The sequence below is a fragment of the Streptomyces sp. BBFR51 genome (assembly GCF_044591655.1).
Lineage (GTDB): Bacteria > Actinomycetota > Actinomycetes > Streptomycetales > Streptomycetaceae > Streptomyces.
In genome coordinates this window covers 3,384,972-3,404,021 of record NZ_CP172448.1, presented here as the reverse complement: position 1 = coordinate 3,404,021, position 19,050 = coordinate 3,384,972, and the positions used below count along the sequence as shown (strand labels likewise).

The following is a 19,050-nucleotide window of genomic DNA, read 5'->3' as shown; positions in this document are numbered from 1 at the left end:
GGGGGACGTCCTGCCCATACGGATGAGGGGGCGAACCGGTGACCGGTCCGCCCCCTCAAGGGTGGTGTCGCGACGACTACTTGCCGATTACTTGACGGCTCCCGCCATCACGCCGGAGACGAACTGCCGCTGGAACGCGAAGAACACGGCCAGCGGGATCACCATGGAGATGAACGCTCCCGGCGCCAGGACGTCGATGTTGTTGCCGAACTGCCGTACCTGGGTCTGCAGGGCGACCGTGATCGGCTGGCTCCCGGAGTCCGAGAAGATCAGCGCGACCAGCATGTCGTTCCACACCCACAGGAACTGGAAGATGCCGAGGCTGGCGATCGCGGGCCCGCCCAGCGGCATCACGACCCGCACGAACAGCCGCAGTTCACCCGCGCCGTCCAGCCGGGCCGCCTCCAGCAGCTCCCGCGGGATCTCCGCGAAGAAGTTCCGCAGCAGGAACACCGCGAAGGGCAGTCCGAAGCCGACGTGGAAGAGGATCACGCCGAGCACCGAGCCGAACAGGCCTATCTTGCCGAAGAGTTCGGCGATCGGGATCAGGGCGACCTGCACGGGGACGACGAGCAGCCCGACCACGGCCAGGAACCACCAGTCGCGGCCCGGGAAGTCCATCCAGGCGAAGGCGTACCCGGCGAGCGAGCCGATGACCACGACCAGGACGGTCGCCGGGACCGTGATCATCACGGTGTTGAGCAGGGAGGAGGTGATGTCGCCGTTCTTCAGCAGTTCCTCGTAGCTCTGGAAGGTCAGCTGGGACGGCTTGGTGAAGACCTCCCACCAGCCGCTCGCCGCCATGTCCTCGGGCGTGCGCAGCGAGGACAGCAGCAGCCCGATCGTCGGGACCAGCCAGAACAGGCCCACCACGATCAGGAACACCCGGACCAGACCGCCGCTGAGACCTTCGGTGATCCGCGACCCCAGGGACCGCTTCGCCTTGACGGCCGTTTCGGGCGGCGGCGACGGCACCACCGGCTCGGTGAGGGAACCCGCCTGCGCGGTCATCGCCGCACCTCCCGCCGCAGTCGCCGTACGTTGAACCACATCACCGGGATGACCAGCAGGAGCAGGAACACCGCGATGGCGCTGGCGATGCCCGGCTGGTCGGAGGCGAAGCCCTTGCGGTACAGCTCCAGGGCGAGCACGTTCGCGTCGTCCTGGGAGGAGCCGGGGGCGATGATGAACACCAGGTCGAAGACCTTCAGCACGTTGATCATCAGGGTGACGACCACGACCGCGAGGACCGGTGCGAGGAGCGGCACCGTGACCCGTCGGAAGACCTGCCACTCGTTGGCACCGTCGACCCGGGCGGCCTCGAGGAGTTCCCTGGGCATCCCGGCCAGCCCCGCCGCGATCAGCACCATCGCGAAGCCCGCCCACATCCACACGTACGATCCGATGATCGCCGGGGTGACGAGGGAGGGGCCGAGCCAGTTCAGGCCGTTGTACGGCTCCTTGAAGTTGTCGGCGGGCAGTCTGAGCAGCGCCCCGTCGGCCGCTGCGGGGAGTGTGAAGGTGCCGTCCCCGGCCGCCGTGGTCGACGCGACGACCTCGCCGTCCTTGACGGCCTCGATCTTCATCCCGGCGTAGCCCAGCTCGGCCGCGTCGACGCCGCCCAGCTTCCCGACGCCCTTGCCGCGGGTGAAGTCCTGCCAGGTGGTGCCGGTGACCTTCCCGTCCTCGGGCTCGGCGGGTACGGCCTTCTGCGCGCCGTCGGGCATCAGGTCGGGGGCGACGCCGACGAGGGGCAGGACGACCGGAGTGCCGAGGCCGACCGGCTGCCTGGTGATGAACGCGCCCCCGCCGGCCGGCTCCAGCGGCGACTCGCGGCCCGGGTGCGCCTTCGGGAACGCGGACGACTCGGCGAACGTGTCGTGCACCCCGACCCACACCGCGTTCGCGACGCCCTTGTCCGGGTCCTGGTCGTACACCAGGCGGAAGATGATGCCGGCCGCCAGCATCGAGATCGCCATCGGCATGAAGACGACCAGCTTGAACGCCGTGCCCCAGCGGATCCGTTCGGTCAGTACCGCGAAGATCAGACCGAGGGCGGTGGCGACCGTCGGCGCGAACACCACCCAGATGATGTTGTTCTTCAGGGCGGTGCGGATGCCGTCGTCGGTGAACAGTGCCTCGTAGTTGTCGAATCCGGCGAAGGAGTCGCCGGACTGGTCGTAGAAGCTGCGGATCAGCGAGTACCCGATCGGGTAGACCACCAGCGCGCCGAGCAGCACCAGGGCGGGCAGCAGGAACAGGGCCGCCACGGACTTACGGGTGCCGGTCACGCTCTTGCGGGACTTGGGCGACTTGGGGGCGGCAGGGCCCGACGCGGTCCCTGCCGCCGTGGCCGACGTCATCGCGTCAGCCTCCGTAGGCGGCAGCCGCGTCCGCCTCCAGCTTCTCCTGGGCGCCGGCGACGTCCTTCGGGTTCTTCAGGAAGTCCTGCAACGCCTTCCACTCGCCCTTGCCGGGGGTGCCGCCGAAGGCCTGCGGGGCCTGGTCCGACATGTCGAAGCGGAAGTCGTCGCCGGCCGCGATCAGCGCGTCGGCGATCTTCTTCTGCACCTCGTTCGGATACGCCGACGTGTCGACGGCCTTGTTCGGCGAGAGGAAGCCGCCCAGCTTCGCCTGGATGGCCGCCGCGTCCGGGGAGGCCAGCCAGGTGGCCAGCGCCTGCGCCGCCTTGGAGTCCTTGAAGATCACGGCCGCGTCGCCGCCGGACACCACCGGCGCGGTGTCGCCGACGGCCGGGAACGGGAACACCTTCGCGTCCGTGCCGACCTTCGCCTTCGTCTCACCGATGTTGACCTGGACGAAGTCGCCCTCGTAGACCATGCCCGCCTTGGGCTGGTCGCCGCCGGTGAAGGTCTGCGTCACCGAGGCCGGGAACTCCGTCTGGAGCGCGCCGGACGCGCCGCCCGCGACGTAGTCCTTCTTGCCCCAGACCTCGGCGAGGGTGGTCAGCGCCTCCTTGACGGACGGGTCCGTCCACTTGATCTCGTGCTTGGCGAGCTGGTCGTACTTCTCCGGGCCCGCCTGCGAGAGGTAGACGTTCTCGAACCAGTCGGTGAGCGTCCAGCCGTCCGCGCCGCCGACGGAGAACGGCGTGACACCCGAGTCGTAGATCGTCTGGGCGCTGGTGAGCAACTCGTCCCAGGTCTTGGGTTCGGCGGCGCCCGCGTTCTCGAAGACCTGCGCGTTGTACCAGATCAGCGACTTGTTGGCGGCCTTGTAGTACACGCCGTACTGCTTGCCGCCGACCTTGCCGATGTCCTGCCAGCCCTGCGAGTAGTTCTCGCCGAGCTCCTTGGTCGCCTCGGCGCCCAGCGGCTTGGCCCAGCCCTTGTCGACGGCCTGCTTGATGGCGCCGGGCTGCGGGAGCAGCGCCACGTCCGGCGGAGCGCCGCCCGCGATCTTCGAGCCGAGGAAGTTGATGATGGGGTCCTGGGCGGGCACGAAGGTCACCTTGGCGCCGGTGAGTTTCTCGAACTCGGCCAGGACCTTCTTGAAGTTCTCCTGCTCCGTGCCGGTCCAGACGGCGGCGACCTCCAGGCTCTCGCCGTCCAGCTTCGGCAGGGTGACGGTAGCGGTCGGCTCCTTGTCGCCGCCGCCCTTGTCGCCGCTGTCGCCGCCGCCGTTGTCGTCGTCCCCGCCGCACGCGGTGAGCGAGAGCGCGAGCGCTCCCGCGGCGAGGGTGGCGGCGGCCCGGGTGGTCCTGCTGAGGGTCCTGCCGCGGGTCTTGCGACTCCGCATGGTGCTGCTCGTGCGCATCACTGCCCCGTTCTTCGTTCCTCGTCGAACGTCCGGCGCTGTCCCGTGCGCTCTGGTGTACGCCAGGGGGGTGAGGGCGGCAAGAGCGCGTCCGCGGTCGACACGGAGATCGTGACCGCGTCGTGACCGGTAACGGTGTGCTCTGAGGTTGGGTCGACGGGTGCGGGACCCGTGGCCACCGGGACCGTCGCCGTTCAGTCGATCCAGGGTCTTGCGTCGGGAGTACCGTCTGAGTGTTGCCGCAGAACGGAGTTCGCCGTGTCGCAGAGCATCGAGGAGCACGTCGGCGCTCGCATCGCCCGCATCAGGAAACAGCGCGGACTGACGCAGCAGGGGCTGGCTATGCGGGGGAACTGACGGGTTCGACGCCCGGCGCTGCGTGTGCAGGGGACGATTGGACAGTTCGTCCCGCCAAAACGACGCTCGAGTCGGCGTGTTGCCGGGACGGAGTGTCCAATCCGGGCCCTCGCCCCGGCATACCGGCCTGCATCCACGCCGGTAGTGTGGCCGCTTGGCCACCGACGCGAACCCGACCCCCACAGACCTCGACTCGCTCCCCGGGGCCGTGTTCGCCTTCCCCGGCCCCTGCGCGACGAGCCCGTCGCGGCGGTCCTCGACGGTTCGAAGACCTCCGCGACCGGCGTGGTCGCCGACTACGCGCTCGAGGGCGAGCCGCTGCCGGAGGTCGGGAGCCGCGAGGTGGTCGCGTCCCCAAGGAGGAGCTGAAGGCCGGCGCCCGGCTGCTGCACCTGTGCGGCCTGCTCACCCTCGCCCTGAACACCGCCGAACCGCTGCTGGCCGGACGCTACGGACGGACCTGCCTGGACACCGTCGCCCCGCTCCTGCTGCTCGGCTGGGGCCACGTCGGCCCCGCCTTCCTCACCCAGTTCCACACCTTCACCCGCCCCACTCCGCCCCTGGAAGCCACCGCCGCAACCCTCGTCACCGAGCCGGTGCCCGGCGTCGCACCGTCACCCGCATCGACACTTCCGACGCCCGCCCCGGACACCGTCGCCACTCCGCCTCCGCCGGTCATCGTCACCATGACGGGCCGACCCGCTTCCGGCCCGGCCATTCCGGCCGCCCTGCTGGACGCGGCCCGGCGCATCGCGGACACCCACCGCGCCGAGCACGGAACGCCGATCAGCGCCGCCCACCTGGGCACGCGCATGGGCGTCGCCCTGCCAGTGGCCACCGCCGCACTCGCTCAACTCTGAGCACCGGCCCGCCTGGTCGCATCCTCCTCGCTGAACCCACGCCCGCCCCTGGGCCTGGTCCGTCATGCCCCGAGCAGCACCAACATGCCTTCCAGCTCGGCTGGTTGCTGCTCAGGGCCACCCACCCGAACAGAAGGGACACGCCCCGAATGGTCACCCTGGACCTGCGCGACGTGGCAAGCCCCGCCGTACGGGACCTGCTCCACCTCGTCAACCACCCCGACTTCGACCGCGCACAACAGCAGATCGAACACCTCGGCGGCTGCACCGAACCCGTCCGCCTGACCGGGCAGACCACGACCGTCGACACCACGACCGGTGAGGTGCTGCGTACCTACAACACGTCGGACGAGCCGACGGGCAGCCTGCTCACCGCGTGCGGCAACCGCCGTGCCTCCCGCTGCCCGGCCTGCTCACCGCGTGCGGCAACCGCCGTGCCTCCCGCTGCCCGGCCTGCTCCCGCCTCTACGCCGCCGACACCTACCACCTCATCCGCGCCGGCCTCTCTGGCGGCAAGACCGTGCCCGACACCGTCCGCACCCACCCCCGCGTCTTCATCACCCTCACCCCGCCATCTTTCGGTCCCGTCCACAACCGCCTCACCACCCCCGGCGGCGACATCCAGCCCTGCCGCTGCCACAAGCTCCACGAACTTAACGACGCCCTGATCGGGACGCCGCTCAACCCCGGGACGTACGACTACGAAGGCGCGGTTTTGTTCAACGCCCACGCCTCCGCCCTGTGGGCCCGCTTCACCGCGTACCTGCGCCGCGAGATCGCCGCCGGGCTCGGCATGACCCAGAAGGCCGCCCGCGCGGTCCTGCGGGTGTCTTTCGCGAAGGTCGCCGAGTACCAGCAGCGCGGCCTGGTCCACTTCCACGCCGTCATCCGACTCGATGGCCCCGACGGCAACACCGCGCCCCCGCCGCCGTACGCCACCATCACCGTGCTCACCAAGGCCGCCCGCGCAGCCGCAGCACGGGTCCGCGTCACGGTTGAGTCGGATGCGGCCGGGGATCGCGAACTCGGCTGGGGCGAACAGTTCGACGTGCGCGAGATTGCCTCCTTCGGCACCGACGCCGAACTCACCGACCAGGCCGTGGCCGCCTACGTGGCGAAGTACGCCACCAAGTCCGACGACGCCTCCGGCACCCTCGACCACACCCTCCTCTGCCGCCCCTGTCAGGGACGCGGCGCCACTCTTCTGCCCCACGGAACGCCGCTCCGGTGCACCGCGTGCGAGGGGACCGGACAGGCCCGCCCGCTGACCCGGCTCCCCGTCGCCCGGCACGTCCGGCAGATGATCCGCACCTGCTGGGAGCTGGGCCGGTTGCCGGAGTTCGCCCACCTCAAGCTCTGGAAGCGGGCGCACATGCTCGGCTTCCGGGGCCATTTCTCCACCAAGTCCCGCAGCTACTCCACCACCCTCGGCGCGCTCCGCGAAGCCCGCCGCACCTGGCGCACCTGGCGCACGAACAGGCCCGTGCCCACGCCGGCCTGCCCGAGTCCGACCCGACGACCACGCTCGTCGTCGGCCGCTGGGACTACCTCGGCTCCGGCTACAGCCCCGGGGCGGCTCTCCTCGCCGCCGGTGTCTGGCATCGCAAGGAACTGGAACGGCAGTTCACGGCCGAAGGGGGTTGCTGATGACCTCGCCCCCGCTCGCCGCCCTCCGCAAGGAGGTGGCCCCGGCCCTGGATCTGCTCACGGTGCCCCAGGTCATGGCCCGCCTCCAGCTCGGCCGCTCCACCGTCTACGACCTCATCCGCACCGGCCAGCTCGCCTCGATCACCCTCGGCCGCGCCCGCCGCATCCCCACCCAAGCCCTCACCGACTTCATCCGCACCCGCCTCGCACAGGAAGCCGCCTGATGACCGCAGCCCACCCCGCTCCGTCCCGCCGCTCCCGCACCCGTGCGAACGGAGACGGAACCGTCTACCAGCGCAAGGACGGACGCTGGGAAGCCGCCGGATACGTGCTGGCCCCCGGCAACACCCGCAAGCGCGTCCGCGTCTACGGCGCTACCCGTAAAGGCGCGATGACCAAGCTCACCGAGAAGATCGCCGCTAGCAACCGCGGCCTTCCCGTCGCCGCAGCCGACAGCACCGTGAGCGCCTACCTCACGTACTGGCTGGACGGCGTCGCCGTCCATCACCTCCGGGAGAACACCCACACCCGCTACGCCGCCTCCACCTCAACCCCGGTATCGGCGCCAAGAAGCTCGCCCGGCTCACCACCCGCGACGTCCGCACCTTCCTCGACGGGCTCCGCACCACCTGCCAGTGCTGCGCCCGGGACCGGGACTCCGTCCGTCGGTCCTGCTGCGCCATCGGCCAGTGCTGCGGGAAGCGGCTCTCGCCGCTGACCGTCACGTACGTCCACGCGGTACTCAAGTCGGCCCTGGAACACGCCGTCCGCGAGGACGAACTTCCCCGCAACGTCGCCCGGAACGTCAAGACGACCACGCCCCGCCCCCCCCGGCGCTTCCAGCCCCTCACCGCCACCGAAGCCCAGCGACTGCTCCACGCGGCCAACGGCGACCGGCTCCACGCCCTGTACGAACTCGCCCTGCGCACCGGACTCCGGAAGGGCGAACTTCTCGGCCTCCACTGGGAAGACCTCGACCTTGACGGCGGCACCGCCAGCATCCATCGCTCCCTCCAGCGCACCCGCAGCCAGGGCCTGACCGTCCTGCACACCAAGACCCTGGCCTCCGAGCGGCGCATCGCCCTCCCCACCGAGTGCCTCAGCTCCCTCAAGGCCCATCAGGAACGGCAACAGGAAGAACGCCAGACGGCCGGAACGAGCTGGACGGACGACGGACTAGTCTTCACCACCCCGAAGGGCAAGCCGCTCGACCCCACCAACCTCACCCGCAGCTTCCGCCGCCTCCTCCACGGCGCGGAACTGCGGACGATCCGCTTCCACGACCTCCGGCACTCGACCGCCACCCTGCTCCTGGAACAAGGCGTCGACCTCGTCGTCATCAAGGAACTCCTCGGCCACGCCCACATCGGCGTCACCGCCGGCGTCTACGCCCACGTACGACTCCGCCTCCAACGCCAGGCCATCGAGACCCTCGGCAGCATCCTCGGCCCGACCGACGCCTCCGATGACCCACCCAACGCAGCCGTCGTCCGCTGACGTTGCCGCTGAGGTTGAAAGGGCGAGGTGACAGAGTTACGGGGGCTCCAGCCTCAGTCCGGTCCCGGCGATAAAGCCGTCGAGGACCTCTGGTCGGCGTTGGATGCTGCGTAGGCGGTTCTTCACCGTCCTGCTGCGACGTTCTGTGGGTGAGGGTACGGATCTTCGCCTTCACTGACCGGACGGGCCGGTCGGCGATGAAGGTGTAGACGTACCACTTGTCCGTTCCGCGCTTGCGGCGCCACTGGATGTGGAACCCCAGGAAGTCGAACCCCTCGCCGAGGTGCACCAGTTGGGTCTTGGCTTCCGAAAGCCGCAACCCCATCGGTGCGAGACCCTGGGCGATCTCCTCGCGCAGTGCCTCGGTGTCCTGCCTGGTCCCTTTGACCAGGACGACGAAGTCGTCCGCGTAGCGGACCAGCCGCCACGAGGGCAGGCCGTTGGCACTCCGCCGTTCGCGCCGACCGCTGGTGGACAGTTCCCCGCCCGGCTCCCATGCCCGGTGCAGGTGCTCATCGAGCACCGACAGGGCAATGTTCGCCAGCAGAGGAGAGATGATGCCCCCTTGCGGCGTCCCGGTGAAGGTCTCCTGATGTTCCCCGAGCTCCGTGAGGAGCCCGGCCTTCAGGAACGCCTTCACCAGCGTCAGCACCCGCTTGTCCTTGACCCGGCTCCGGACACGGTCCATCAGCGCGACGTGGTCGATCTCGTCGAAGCACGCCGCGATGTCCGCGTCCAGCACCCACCGATAGCCGTGAGTGCCATAGAAGTGGATCTCGGCAATCGCGTCCTGAGCCCGCCGCTTGGGCCGGAACCCGTAGGAGACCGGCTTGAAGTCGGCCTCGAAGATCGGCTCCAGCACCAGCTTCAGCGCGGCCTGGACGACCCGGTCGGCGATCACGGGAATCCCCAGCCGCCGAACCTTCCCCGACCCACCCGTTTTGGGAATCTTGCGCTCCCGCACCGGTAGCGGACGAAACAAGCCCTGCCTGAGCTGGGCCCGTAGGTCATCCAGGAATCCGGGGACCCCGAATCGCTCCTCGACATCGGCGGCCGTCAGGCCGTCCACGCCGGGAGTGCGGGCACCCCGGTTGCCGGCGACCCGGTCGAACGCCGCAATCAGCGTCGCCGGGTCGTGCACGAGGTTGAACAAATCATCGAACCGGCGGCCGGGATCGGCTGCCGCCCAACGGTGAAGCTTGGCCTGCATCTCCGATACCCGCTGGCGTGGACCCACCAGGTCCGCCTCCAGCAGAGCGCCGCTGTTCAACGGCGCGTCTTCCGGCATTGCAGTCTCCTTCCCCTCTCGATACCGCTGCCGCCCTTCCCCATGTGCGCGGGCTCTCCCCGGCTCGGAGTACTACGGCGGCTCCGCCCCACCCGGACCGTTCGGCGGTCGATGCGCCTATCCCCAGCCGAGCACTGGCCATGCACGACAGGGAGTTGAGAACGGGTGGTTCCCGTGTTCACTGCGATTCGCTCGTTGGAGTAGGAGCCCGACTGTGTCCCTGCGGCATCGCCACGAGTACGCCGTAGACCTTCCTCGTCGCCTCCCGAACGGCTTCGAAATACCGGCCAAGGAGTTCCCCGCCGCCCTTGGGCAGCAAGTGCGCACCGCTTCCGGCCCAGATCCACCAGGTCTCGAGCCGGTGTAGTCGTTAAGAGACGTAAAGACGCCGGTTCCTCGCGTACTCCTCTCCATCCCGCTCGCCGGACCCGCACCATCTGGCAGTACTGGCACGTTCCGGCTTTGTCAGGGCCGCTCCCGCCCTCTCCGTCATCACCCGGATCAGGCTGCCCTCAGCTCCACCTCCCTGCTACGACAGGTCGGCGGTGAAGGTCTCTCACCTCCACACGAATCACAGCGCCTCACGGCGCAACTCGAAGACGATCCACGCGCCCAGGAGCTGGGCCGACCTCTTACCCGTGACCACTGCTCCGTCCGCCACCGGGTGACGGCCCGTTCGTCCCGCTCTGCCGCCCGGTGCGTGGGCACTTGCGGCGACCAGCCCAGTCGGTGCAGCAGATACGACACCCCGCGCGGGGTGTACCGATAGCCGAACAGGCAGTGGATCAGCTCCGCGACCCTGGCAAGAGTCCACCGCTGGTCCTCCGTCCAGCCGTGCGCGGCCGGGCCGGCCCCCAACTCGACCTGCAGGCGCTCTGTCTGGCCGTCGCTGAGCTGACTCGGGAAGCCGCCCGCCCCCTTGGACGCCAGAGCCGTTCTGCCACCCTGACACCAGGCGGCATGCCAGGCGTACGCCGACTTCCGCGACACCCGTAACCGGCGGGCCACCTCTGGCGGCCGCACCCCTCGCTCGAACATCTCTGCAGCCTCGAAGCGCACTGCTTCACGTTTCGCCCGGCCCGCGGCGGTCAGACCGCCGCCATCCGCGTACCTCATGACGAGGATGTAGCACCGCCAACGCCCGCTGTCACCCCACTCTTTCAACCTCAGCGTCAACTACTGCCGTCACCCAGCTCAGGAGCCCCGCCGGACCAAGGTCGGCGGGGCTCCTCATTTACTGAAGTGAACGTGTCATTCGTTACTCGCGAGAGCTTCAGAAGCCATAGTAAGAGCCTCCCTCAAAGAATCTACGACCGTCGGGTCGAGCAATCGAGGATTCTCCACACGGTAGGAACCTCCAGAAAGTGGAGTAATGCTCACTTCCTGGGCCCCTTGCTCTCGGCGCACCGATCTAAGCCGTAGCGTTCCATGGCTGAGAGTTGGGAAGGAACAGCCGAACCGACCATCTGCGTAGGCCGCTTCCACAAGCGGGCTCTCCTCGGAGAACTCCTCAGCAGTCCGCAACCAATTCCACTGAGCGGGTACCGAGTCTCCCGACTCGTGGGCTCTCGCGAGCCGCCCCGGCATCATGAATGGGAACCTTTCAGCGAAGTCATCCACCGAAATGCCATCCCGCCATGCAGTCAATGCCTCGATCAGATCGCCTAGATCATCAGTGGCACCCTCAGCCCACGTGAATCCCTGCCCCTGGATTGCTACGTAGAAGGTCCTGCTTTGGCTACTGAGCTGAATAGAAGCCCTTCCGCGACTCGAATCCAGCTCAGCCGTGGCTAGCAGGCCAGGTCCCGATGCGTAGTGACTGTAGAGCCGTCCCAGGTCGAGATCTTTCTTTGCCGACGCTAGCTCCATCGCCGAGATGAGGCCGCCCGCAGCGAAGAGGTCTGGGTAGAGACCAGGGTCAAGCGAATCCATGCTCGTGAACCCCCTTCGGTTCGCTTTGCTAGCAGCCACAGAACTTCCCTGCATCCGATATGAAGGGCCGGAGCCTACCGAAGCTCGCCCAATCTGGTTCCGCGACATCGACTCTTTCAAGAGCCCCCTTCGCGTTCGGTCGATAGAAGTTAATGGAGGACCATGACCGTTCGCCATTACCGACAGCTCTGGCGATCCAACCCATCTCCATATCAGTGGCGTACGCTCCTGGCTGGAGCCCGGCCTTCGCCGATTCAGTGAAGTTTCCCAAGCCGCGGAGATTTACGTGAAGCGTCACCGACGAGTCCCGGATCGCGTTCTCCACTGGGCCCTGCCATGCGTCAGGAGCATAGTCGCCAAAGTGCTTGAACCCCTCACCGTCCGCCCATGAATAGGTGCCTTCCGCCTTCTGCCCCAGCGCCACGTTGCAGTTGTGGACGAGGACCGGGGTGGCGCCAGCCAGCACATAGTACGTGTGCACGTCGCCGACGGTCAGGTCGTACGTGACCTGCTGAGCGGTGAAGCGGTCGACTCTCTCAACCTTGACTGCGTGCCCACTCGGTGTCCGAAGGGTCATGCCAGTACGAAGGTTGCCGGCGTCAACCCAGCTTTCCTCGGACGGAACCCAGAAAGGATGGCTGGTGGTTGCGGTCAACGAGTCCTGCGCCTCAGTGCCGTCAGATCCACCTACTGTAACCCGTACGAAGTGCTTGTCATGTTTGGTGACGATGGTGTCGGTGACTTCGTAGGTGTTGGTCTCGCCGGTTTCGGGTTCTGTGGCTACAACCTTGTCACCAACCTCGACATCCTCGATGGGTTTGGTGTCGCCGTTGGCAAGTTGAACCTCGGTGCCAGCGACAAAGCTGTGCGTGCAGGAGCTGGCCTTTGCTCTGCGGCTGACCCCCCGTCCTGGCCCCTCCACGGAAAATCCCGCAGCGGCCGCTGAACCTGCCCATGCCCACATGAAGTGGTCTTTGGAGGGGCAATCGGTGAGATCACAGGCATCTAGTAGCGCTCGATAGATGTCGGCAGAAACGTAGGGGACATCCTGATGGTCTGCAAAGTTGCTGATTCCGTAACCAGTGAGGCCGTTGAGCTGGCTGTAGAAAGCTTGAACGAACTGCTGCGTGTCTTTCCACTGGACAGGAATGGCGACATTGGGCAGCAATTGGATGTAGCCGTCACTGTCGATGTCGGCGGGAGTGCCCGTCCAGCCTTCGTGAACCCAATTTGCGAGGACTGGCTCAGATTCTCGCTCGGGGTGGTATGTGGATTCTGAGGTCGGGACTCCGTTGTTGCAGTGCTGGTAGACGCCGGTGTGGCATCCCGGTACGCCGAATCCGCTGGGGTCGGATTTGCTGATGGGGTTGTTGTGGGCGTAGCTGTATCCGTTGACGCTCTGCGGCTTCTGCGGTTCGAGGAGTGCGTCGACGCTGATGAATTGGCCGATGGTGGGGTCGTATTCGCGGGCGCCGACGTGGGTCAGACCGGTGGTGCTGTCTCGGGTCTTGCCGAGGAAGTGAAGTGACCCCTCAGGTGCCGACACTTCCGTCTTATGCCGCGAGGTCCAGTCGTTGATGGCAGCGGACCCTCGCCTGGTACGGCGTGATGTAGCCGATGGTCGAGTGGATCCGCTCCCGGTTGTAATGTTCTGCGATCCACCGGAAAACGTCCTGCCGAGCCTGTACTCGGGTTTCCCAGACGGTCGTACCGATCTCTGCTTTCAGGACGGCGAAGAAGCTCTCCGCTGCGGCGTTGTCGAAACACGATCCGGTACGTCCTGTACTCTGCCGCATGTCCAACTCGCACAGCAGGGCACGGAATTGGTGAGACGTGTATTGGGCGAGTTCCCGCGGTCGGAGTGAAAGATTGCTTTTCCTGCCGTGTGTCCGCCCGCGTGGGCCATCCGGATGGCGTCTGCGACCAGTTCGGTGCGCATATGGTCGGCCATCGACCAGCCCACGACCTCCCGCGTGCACAGATCGATCACCGTCGCCAGATACAGCCATCCCTCGGCCGTCGGCAAGCAGGTGATGTCCCCGACGAATTTCAGACCCGGCAGCGGTGCGGTGAAGTCCCGCAGAATCAGATCCGGCGCCGGCGGCGCCGTGCGGTCCTGTCTCGTCAGCGACCGCGACTTCCGTCGCGTTATCCCGACGATCTCACGCTCCCGCATGATGCGGGCGACACGCTTGCGGTTCACTACGCGCCCCTGATCGCGGAGTTTCCTGGTGATCCGCAGGGCCCCGTAGGATCCTCGGGAACCGGTGTGGATCTCCCGGATCCGACAGGCCAGGCCCTCTTCCTCATCGGCCTTTTCCTGCCGTGCCTCCTTGTTCTGGTGCCAGGTGTAGTAGCCGGAACGGTCCCATCCGAGAACGTCACACATCCGCTTCACCCTGTGGGTGTTCCGGTGCTCGTCGACGAAACGGAAGCGGATCACCGTGTCGTCTCCCGTGCGAAATAGGCGGCGGCCTTCCGGAGGATCTCGTTGTCCTCCTTCAGCCGGGCGTTCTCCCGCCGCAGGCGCTTGAGCTCTTCCTTCTCGCCAGGGGTCATGCCGGCGTCACCCTCGCCGTCCGCCGTTCGGGTGCGGGTCCGGTCCTCGCGGACCCACTTGCGCAGGGTCTCCAGATGGACACCCAGGCCGTGGGCGATATCGGTGAGGGAACGGTCCGGCGAGGAACGCACGAGATCCACCGCGTCCCGCTTGAACTCTTCGGGATAGTTCTTCCGCTTTGCCACCTTGGATCACTTCCCCTGGATGACGAAACATCCAGCGTCCAGGTGTCGGAGTCCCGGGGGTCACTCCAGTCCTCCCGAGATCCGCATGCCCATCAGCGGCTGCCTGTCGTCAGGCGGTAGCTACTGCCGAGTGAGTCCGGCCGGGTCGAGCGCGACCGGGAACGGGGCATCCAGGTGAGTGGTTGCGCCGGCGAGTGCGGTGGTCCGCTCGACGTAGCGGCCGCCCTGCAGTTCGTAGACGACGAGCATCGGCGCGGGGTCGAACTCCAGTCGCCAGAAGTGCGGGATGGCGGCCTCCGCGTAGAGCATGGGCTTGACCTTGCGGTCCATGGTGCTGTTGCCAGGGGAGACGAGTTCGACGACAAGCTGTACCGCGTCGATGTCGACGGCGACGGGGTCGTCGGCCGTCGCGCCGCCGTCGGCCACCACCAGGTCGGGAACGACCAGTCCCGACGGCAGGACGACATTGACGCCCTCCAGCACCTCTACCGGTGCGCCGACCGCCCTGGCGGCCGCGTCCAGGGCGAGGTGGAGGCGGAACGAGGCTCGCTGGTGACGGACGCCGGGGGCAGGGGACATGACGAGGGATTCCCCCAGCAGCTCATAGCGTGTGGTTCGGTCTTCCGGCAGGGCGAGGACCTCGGCGACGGTCCAGGGCCCTGTGTGGTCGATGGCGACGCTCATTCCCTTTCACCTCCTCATCCGACCGGCAGTCTCGGTGTGACCTCGACAGGTGGTACACGGCCAGCATACGGGCGCCCCCAGCGGCTGACTCCGGGTTCGCCGCCACGAGCGGGGTATCGAACAAACGTTCACTTGGATTGCCGGTCCCAGAGGGTGTCGGCATGGCTCGCCTCGCCGATGTCCGGTCCTGCCGAGTGTTGGCGCGTCGGGGCGGCAATCCAGCGGTCCACCGGCCTTCTGTTCAGTGATCATCACGTTCAGCGCATGCTTCGTGGGCTGTACGTCGGTGACCAGGAGAACTAGATGTGCCGGGCGTTACAACAGGGACGGGACCTCCGCCGCCGAGACCTCTCGGGTCGCTCGTTCCAACGCGCTGGCCAGCAGGGCCAGGTCGGTCGGGCCGTTGCCCAGTTCGCGGACGGGGCGGCGGGTGGGCGGGTCGCCCATGCGGTGCCACTCCAGGGGGACGACCGTGGGGCGCAGGGTGGCCGTGCGGGGGATGCGGCCCGTGACGCGGCCGCCCTGGAAGGCGGTGGTGCGTCCGTCGGGGTGGGTCAAGCGGCCGCGCCCGGGGGTCGGTTCGTCCGGGCCCGGTACCGGCGCGTCCAGGGTGACGCGCAGGGTCGCGCGCAGGGCGGGCTCCGTGCGGTCCGTACGGCCTCCGGGCACGGTGGCGGCCACGAGGTGCACGCCGAGTCGCTCGCCCTCCCGCGCGACGGCCTCCAGCGCGCGCATCACCGACCCCGCGGCGGGCCGCCCGGGCGAGCCCAGCGGGGGTGTGACGAGCGCGTCGAGGTCGTCCACGACGACGACCAGGCGGGGGAGCGGCGGTACGGCGCCCGCCCGGCGACGGGCGGCGCCGGGGCGCAGCCGCATGGTGGAGCTGGGCGGGGAGTCGACGTCCCCGTTGTCCGGCAGCACCGCCGGGCCGGGTCCGCCCGCCGTCGGCGCGCGCTGGGCGATCAGCCGGCCCGACACCTCGCGCCCGGTGTGCCACTCGCCGAAGTGCGACCGCCCGAGCAGCTCGGCACGCCGTTTCAGCTCGGCGCTCAGCGCCTGGGCGAACTCCCGCATGACGACCGGGTCGTTGGCGGTGAGGTGCGTGGTGACGTGCGGTACGTCCGTACACACGCGCAGGCCCTCGCCGTGGGCGCCGCCCGAACTCACGCTGTCGCGGCCGTCCATGAGGACGACGCCGAGCCGGTCGGGGCGTTCGGCTGAGGCCAGCGAGGCGACCAGGGCCCGCAGCAGCTCGGTGCGGCCGCTGCCGGGAGGCCCCTCGATCAGCAGGTGCGGTCCCTCGGCGGCGAGGTCGGCCGTGACGGGGCCGCGCGCACCGGCGCCCAGCACCGCGTGCGCGCGGCCCCCGAGGGCGTCCGTGTCGTCGGCCGCGTCGGCCCAACGGGCCATCAGGGAGGCGGGGGTGGCGCGGGCCAGGCCCAGTTCGTCCAGGAGCCGGGCCGTCTGGGGGAGCGGTGCGGACACGCGCGCGTGGTGCTCGCCGCCGACGGCGGTGTCCGTGCGCAGCGGGGCCAGGGCGCGCGCGAACCGCTCGGCCCAGGCGGGGGAGACGGCGTCCACCGTGCCGAGGGTGCCGTGACCGACCGGTCCTGCGGGAGTGGCCGGGGCGCCCGCTGCCCCGCCGGTGCGGGCGACGCGCAGCAGCCGCAGGGTCGTCGCCACGTCGCCGCTGAGCAGGGCCACGGCACCGCACTCCCGGAACACCGGCGACACCGCGCAGGCCGCCTCGTACGTCCGCGTCACCGGGGACGTGGGGGAGGCGGCGGCCGTCTCGGCGAGGCAGACGACGTGGATACCGGCCCGCGGTCCCTCCAGGGCCAGCCGCGCCACCGCCTCGCGCACGTCGGCCCCGCCGGGGTCCCCGTCCACGACGACCACGGTGTACGGCCCGGTGAAGCCGTCGGCGGGGTCCGGTTCGTCGTCGGACCGTGCCCAGGAGGGGTGGTGCCGGGCGGCGCCCGGGTTCTGGGGGGAGTCCGGTGCGGATGCCGACGCCTGGGCCGGGATCGTGGCGGCCGGGGGGCGTCCTTCGAAACCGGCGCCCGAGACGTGGTCCTCCAGGCGGCGGAGGAGTTCATGGGCGCGGGCCGTGGCCTGTTCGCGGTCGTGGGCGAGGAGCAGGCGGCAGTCCTGGCCGTGTCCCGGGCGCAGCTGGGGCAGCCAGCCCAGCCAGGACCACTCGGCGCTCCGCTCGGCGAGCGGACGGGAACGGTCCGCGCTGATCAGGACGATCTCCAGGGTGTCGGCGGAGTGCAGCGCGGCCAGCTGCGCCAGCACCGAGCGGGCCAGCCCGGCGAGCCGCTCCCGCGGGCCCGCGAGCCCCAGCGCGCCGACCTCGCGCAGGTCGGCGGTGACCGGGACCGCGGGCAGCGGTGCGGCACCGCCCGGCGCCACCCGGTCGGCCGTACCGAGCCGCACGGTGAGCGCCTCCGGGTGGCCCGGACCGCGCTCCCACAGCCGCGGTCCCGGTCCGAGCGCCGTCAGCAGCAGCGATGCGGAGTCCGGCCACGTCTCCGGGGCACGGGAGGTGCCGGACGGGGCAGCCGGTGCCGGTCCGGCCGCCTCCTCGGCGTACGCGTACGCGCCGGACGCGGTGACCTCCTGCGCGATGCCGCGCCCGCCGGTCAGCCGCCGCGCCCAAGCCCCTATCCCACCGCGCCTGCGGACCTCCTGCGGCACGTCGGTGCCGCGCAGGGGAGTCCCCTTGCGCCCGGTGCCGTCGTCCGGGCCGGCGCCGGCTGCCCGGCCGGGGGCACCGGCGGAGCGGCGGGCCGCCTCACCGGCCGCGCTCGTACGGGTCGTACGAGCCGTATGGGAGGCGTCCGCGTGGGCTGCGCCCCCGCCCGTGCGGGAGCCCCGGCCGTCCGAGGAACCCGTGTCGGGCGCCCCCGCGCCGGAGGGGCTCAAACCCGACGTGCCGGTGCCTGACGTGCTCGCGCCGGAGGGGCCCGGGCGGCTCGCGCCCGGCGCGGAAGGGACCGTGCCGTAGGCGTCCTCGCCGGGCGTGCCCGGGTCCGGAGCGCGGAACCCTCCCGCACCGGGCCCGCCCGTCGCGTACGCCCCCGCGCCCTGCGCGCCGCCGTGCGTCTCGCCTCCGGCGGGGGACCGCCGGGGCAGGCCCCCCGCGGGACCGGTGCCGTGGCTCTCGATGCGGGGGGCGCCGCCCTGGCCGGGTACCTGCGGCGGCTCGGCGGGCGCCGCGCCCGTGTCGTACCCCGAGGTGTCGTACCCCGACGTGCCGTACGCGTGATGGGTCCGCCCGCGGGCCCCGGTCGTCCCGTCTGTCCCGGTGCCGCGGGCGCCCGTGGTGTCCGGCGCGGTCGCGTCCGCCGCACCCGCCGTACGACCGGCCGAACGTGCGGAACCGCCCGGCGTGCTGCCGGCCACCCGCGCGGGTCCGGTCGGGCCGGTCGCGGCGCCGTGGCCCGGCCCGGTCGCGCGGGAGCGGCCGCCGGTGTCGCCCGCGTGTCCCTCCGCCCCGTCCGCCACGCGCGCGTGGATCACCGCGTCGCCGTCACCGTCCCCGCCGCCCGACGGGGACGCCTGAGCCCCGGACAGCCGCACGTGCCCCTCCCCGTCCGGCGTCGTCGCCACCCGCGCCTGGGCCGCCGGAGGCACCGGCACGAGCCGCAGGGCCGACTCGCCGATCCGCAGCAACGCACCCGGCGCGAAGCGGACCGGGCGGTCGCCCACGCGGGTGCCGTCCAGCGTGGTGCCGTTGGTGGAGCCGAGGTCGGCGACCGAGACGCGGGCGTCGGGACCGACGGTCACGGCGCAGTGCATACGGGAGACGTCCGGGTCGTCGAGCGCGACGTCGGCGTCGGCGGAGCGGCCGAGCCGGATCTGTCCGCCGTGCAGCAGGTGGACGCCGCCCGCGTCGGGACCCGCGACCACGTGGAGCTGGGCGGGGACGTCGGCCGGCTCGGTGTGCGGGTCGGGCTCGCCCGGGGCGCCCAGGCACAGCACGGCACCGTCGATCAACGGCGGCTCGCCCAGGGTGCTGCGCTGGGCGTCGAGCCGTTGCGCACCCGCGTACAGCACCACCTGGCCGGAGCCCGGGCCCTCGCCGCCGGGGAGCGCCGCGGCCAGCGCGGAGGCGACCGCGGCCAGGGCCGTGCCGGCCGGTGCGGTGACCAGCACGTCGCAGCTCGCGGCGCGGCCCCCCACCGAAGCATGCGGGCCCAGCGGGTCTACGACGGTCAGCCGGATCTGCATCGCCGTCAGCGGTCCCTTCGCGCGGGC

At 69.9% G+C, this 19,050-nt stretch carries 11 protein-coding genes and 5 pseudogenes; 4 read left to right on the top strand and 12 right to left on the bottom strand.

Features of this window, described 5'->3' with window-relative positions; translation table 11 throughout:
- Positions 1–87: 87 nt before the first annotated feature.
- From ACGH7X_RS15450 to ACGH7X_RS15435, 4 genes are all read right to left on the bottom strand, one after another.
- On the bottom strand, positions 88–1,011 hold the full coding sequence (locus tag ACGH7X_RS15450; protein WP_399885712.1) for a carbohydrate ABC transporter permease: 924 nt from the start codon (positions 1,009–1,011) through the stop codon (positions 88–90).
- Positions 1,008–2,363, bottom strand: a complete 1,356-nt coding sequence (locus tag ACGH7X_RS15445) for a carbohydrate ABC transporter permease (protein ID WP_399885710.1) — start codon at positions 2,361–2,363, stop codon at positions 1,008–1,010. Before ACGH7X_RS15445 ends, ACGH7X_RS15450 begins: the two co-directional genes overlap by 4 nt.
- 4 nt (positions 2,364–2,367) lie before the next feature.
- Positions 2,368–3,777 carry an ABC transporter substrate-binding protein gene (locus ACGH7X_RS15440; protein ID WP_399885707.1) on the bottom strand — a complete coding sequence of 470 codons (1,410 nt, stop codon included), beginning with the start codon at positions 3,775–3,777 and terminating at the stop codon, positions 2,368–2,370.
- A 653-nt stretch (positions 3,778–4,430) separates the two neighbouring features.
- A complete protein-coding gene (locus tag ACGH7X_RS15435) occupies positions 4,431–4,640 on the bottom strand; it encodes a hypothetical protein (protein ID WP_399885704.1) in 210 nt (69 codons plus the stop codon).
- A gap of 180 nt (positions 4,641–4,820) precedes the next feature.
- Between ACGH7X_RS15435 and ACGH7X_RS15430 the strand changes: the two genes are divergently transcribed.
- The gene (locus ACGH7X_RS15430) at positions 4,821–4,994 is read left to right on the top strand and encodes a hypothetical protein (protein WP_399885703.1); all 174 of its coding nucleotides are present in this window, start codon (positions 4,821–4,823) and stop codon (positions 4,992–4,994) included.
- 62 nt (positions 4,995–5,056) lie between these two features.
- Here the strand turns inward: ACGH7X_RS15430 and ACGH7X_RS15425 are convergent, their stop codons facing one another.
- Positions 5,057–5,248: a hypothetical protein gene (locus tag ACGH7X_RS15425; RefSeq protein ID WP_399897766.1), complete on the bottom strand. Its 192-nt coding sequence runs from the start codon at positions 5,246–5,248 to the stop codon at positions 5,057–5,059.
- On the opposite strand from ACGH7X_RS15425, the pseudogene ACGH7X_RS15420 reads away from it, so the two are divergent.
- The 3 genes and pseudogenes from ACGH7X_RS15420 to ACGH7X_RS15410 all read left to right on the top strand — a co-directional run.
- Positions 5,168–6,641, top strand: a pseudogene (locus ACGH7X_RS15420) (replication initiator). The gene ACGH7X_RS15425 and the pseudogene ACGH7X_RS15420 sit on opposite strands and share 81 nt — an antisense overlap.
- The gene (locus ACGH7X_RS15415) at positions 6,641–6,865 is read left to right on the top strand and encodes a helix-turn-helix domain-containing protein (protein ID WP_399885701.1); all 225 of its coding nucleotides are present in this window, start codon (positions 6,641–6,643) and stop codon (positions 6,863–6,865) included. Before ACGH7X_RS15420 ends, ACGH7X_RS15415 begins: the two are co-directional and overlap by 1 nt.
- 256 nt (positions 6,866–7,121) lie before the next feature.
- Positions 7,122–7,982 (top strand): annotated as a pseudogene (locus ACGH7X_RS15410) (tyrosine-type recombinase/integrase); the annotation flags it as partial.
- 31 nt (positions 7,983–8,013) lie between these two features.
- Here ACGH7X_RS15410 and ltrA read toward each other — a convergent pair.
- The 7 genes and pseudogenes from ltrA to ACGH7X_RS15375 all read right to left on the bottom strand — a co-directional run bounded on the left by ltrA (position 8,014) and on the right by ACGH7X_RS15375 (position 19,023).
- Entirely contained in the window at positions 8,014–9,426 is a 1,413-nt protein-coding gene (gene ltrA / locus ACGH7X_RS15405) for a group II intron reverse transcriptase/maturase (RefSeq protein ID WP_399885699.1), read from the bottom strand.
- A 708-nt stretch (positions 9,427–10,134) separates the two neighbouring features.
- Positions 10,135–10,542, bottom strand: a pseudogene (locus tag ACGH7X_RS15400) (transposase); the annotation flags it as partial.
- A 135-nt stretch (positions 10,543–10,677) separates the two neighbouring features.
- The gene (locus ACGH7X_RS15395) at positions 10,678–11,358 is read right to left on the bottom strand and encodes a DUF6193 family natural product biosynthesis protein (protein ID WP_399885697.1); all 681 of its coding nucleotides are present in this window, start codon (positions 11,356–11,358) and stop codon (positions 10,678–10,680) included.
- 28 nt (positions 11,359–11,386) lie between these two features.
- Positions 11,387–12,880 (bottom strand): annotated as a pseudogene (locus ACGH7X_RS15390) (polymorphic toxin-type HINT domain-containing protein); the annotation flags it as partial.
- Positions 12,881–12,911: 31 nt separating this feature from the next.
- Positions 12,912–14,103: pseudogene (locus ACGH7X_RS15385) on the bottom strand (IS3 family transposase).
- Between the two features lie 120 nt (positions 14,104–14,223).
- Positions 14,224–14,787 (bottom strand): Uma2 family endonuclease, encoded by a 564-nt coding sequence (locus tag ACGH7X_RS15380; RefSeq protein WP_399885695.1) that lies wholly within the window; start codon positions 14,785–14,787, stop codon positions 14,224–14,226.
- Between the two features lie 315 nt (positions 14,788–15,102).
- Complete coding sequence (locus ACGH7X_RS15375) at positions 15,103–19,023, bottom strand: FHA domain-containing protein (RefSeq protein ID WP_399885693.1); 3,921 nt, start codon at positions 19,021–19,023, stop codon at positions 15,103–15,105.
- Positions 19,024–19,050 lie beyond the last annotated feature (27 nt).

Bases quoted from the DNA above. Each gene is read 5' to 3' on its own strand.
- ACGH7X_RS15450 (WP_399885712.1), bottom strand. From the start codon at position 1,011: ATGACCGCGCAGGCGGGTTCCCTCACCGAGCCGGTGGTGCCGTCGCCG.
- ACGH7X_RS15445 (WP_399885710.1), bottom strand. From the start codon at position 2,363: ATGACGTCGGCCACGGCGGCAGGGACCGCGTCGGGCCCTGCCGCCCCC.
- ACGH7X_RS15440 (WP_399885707.1), bottom strand. From the start codon at position 3,777: ATGCGCACGAGCAGCACCATGCGGAGTCGCAAGACCCGCGGCAGGACC.
- ACGH7X_RS15430 (WP_399885703.1), top strand. From the start codon at position 4,821: ATGACGGGCCGACCCGCTTCCGGCCCGGCCATTCCGGCCGCCCTGCTG.
- ACGH7X_RS15415 (WP_399885701.1), top strand. From the start codon at position 6,641: ATGACCTCGCCCCCGCTCGCCGCCCTCCGCAAGGAGGTGGCCCCGGCC.
- ltrA (WP_399885699.1), bottom strand. From the start codon at position 9,426: ATGCCGGAAGACGCGCCGTTGAACAGCGGCGCTCTGCTGGAGGCGGAC.
- ACGH7X_RS15395 (WP_399885697.1), bottom strand. From the start codon at position 11,358: ATGGATTCGCTTGACCCTGGTCTCTACCCAGACCTCTTCGCTGCGGGC.
- ACGH7X_RS15380 (WP_399885695.1), bottom strand. From the start codon at position 14,787: ATGAGCGTCGCCATCGACCACACAGGGCCCTGGACCGTCGCCGAGGTC.
- ACGH7X_RS15375 (WP_399885693.1), bottom strand. From the start codon at position 19,023: ATGCAGATCCGGCTGACCGTCGTAGACCCGCTGGGCCCGCATGCTTCG.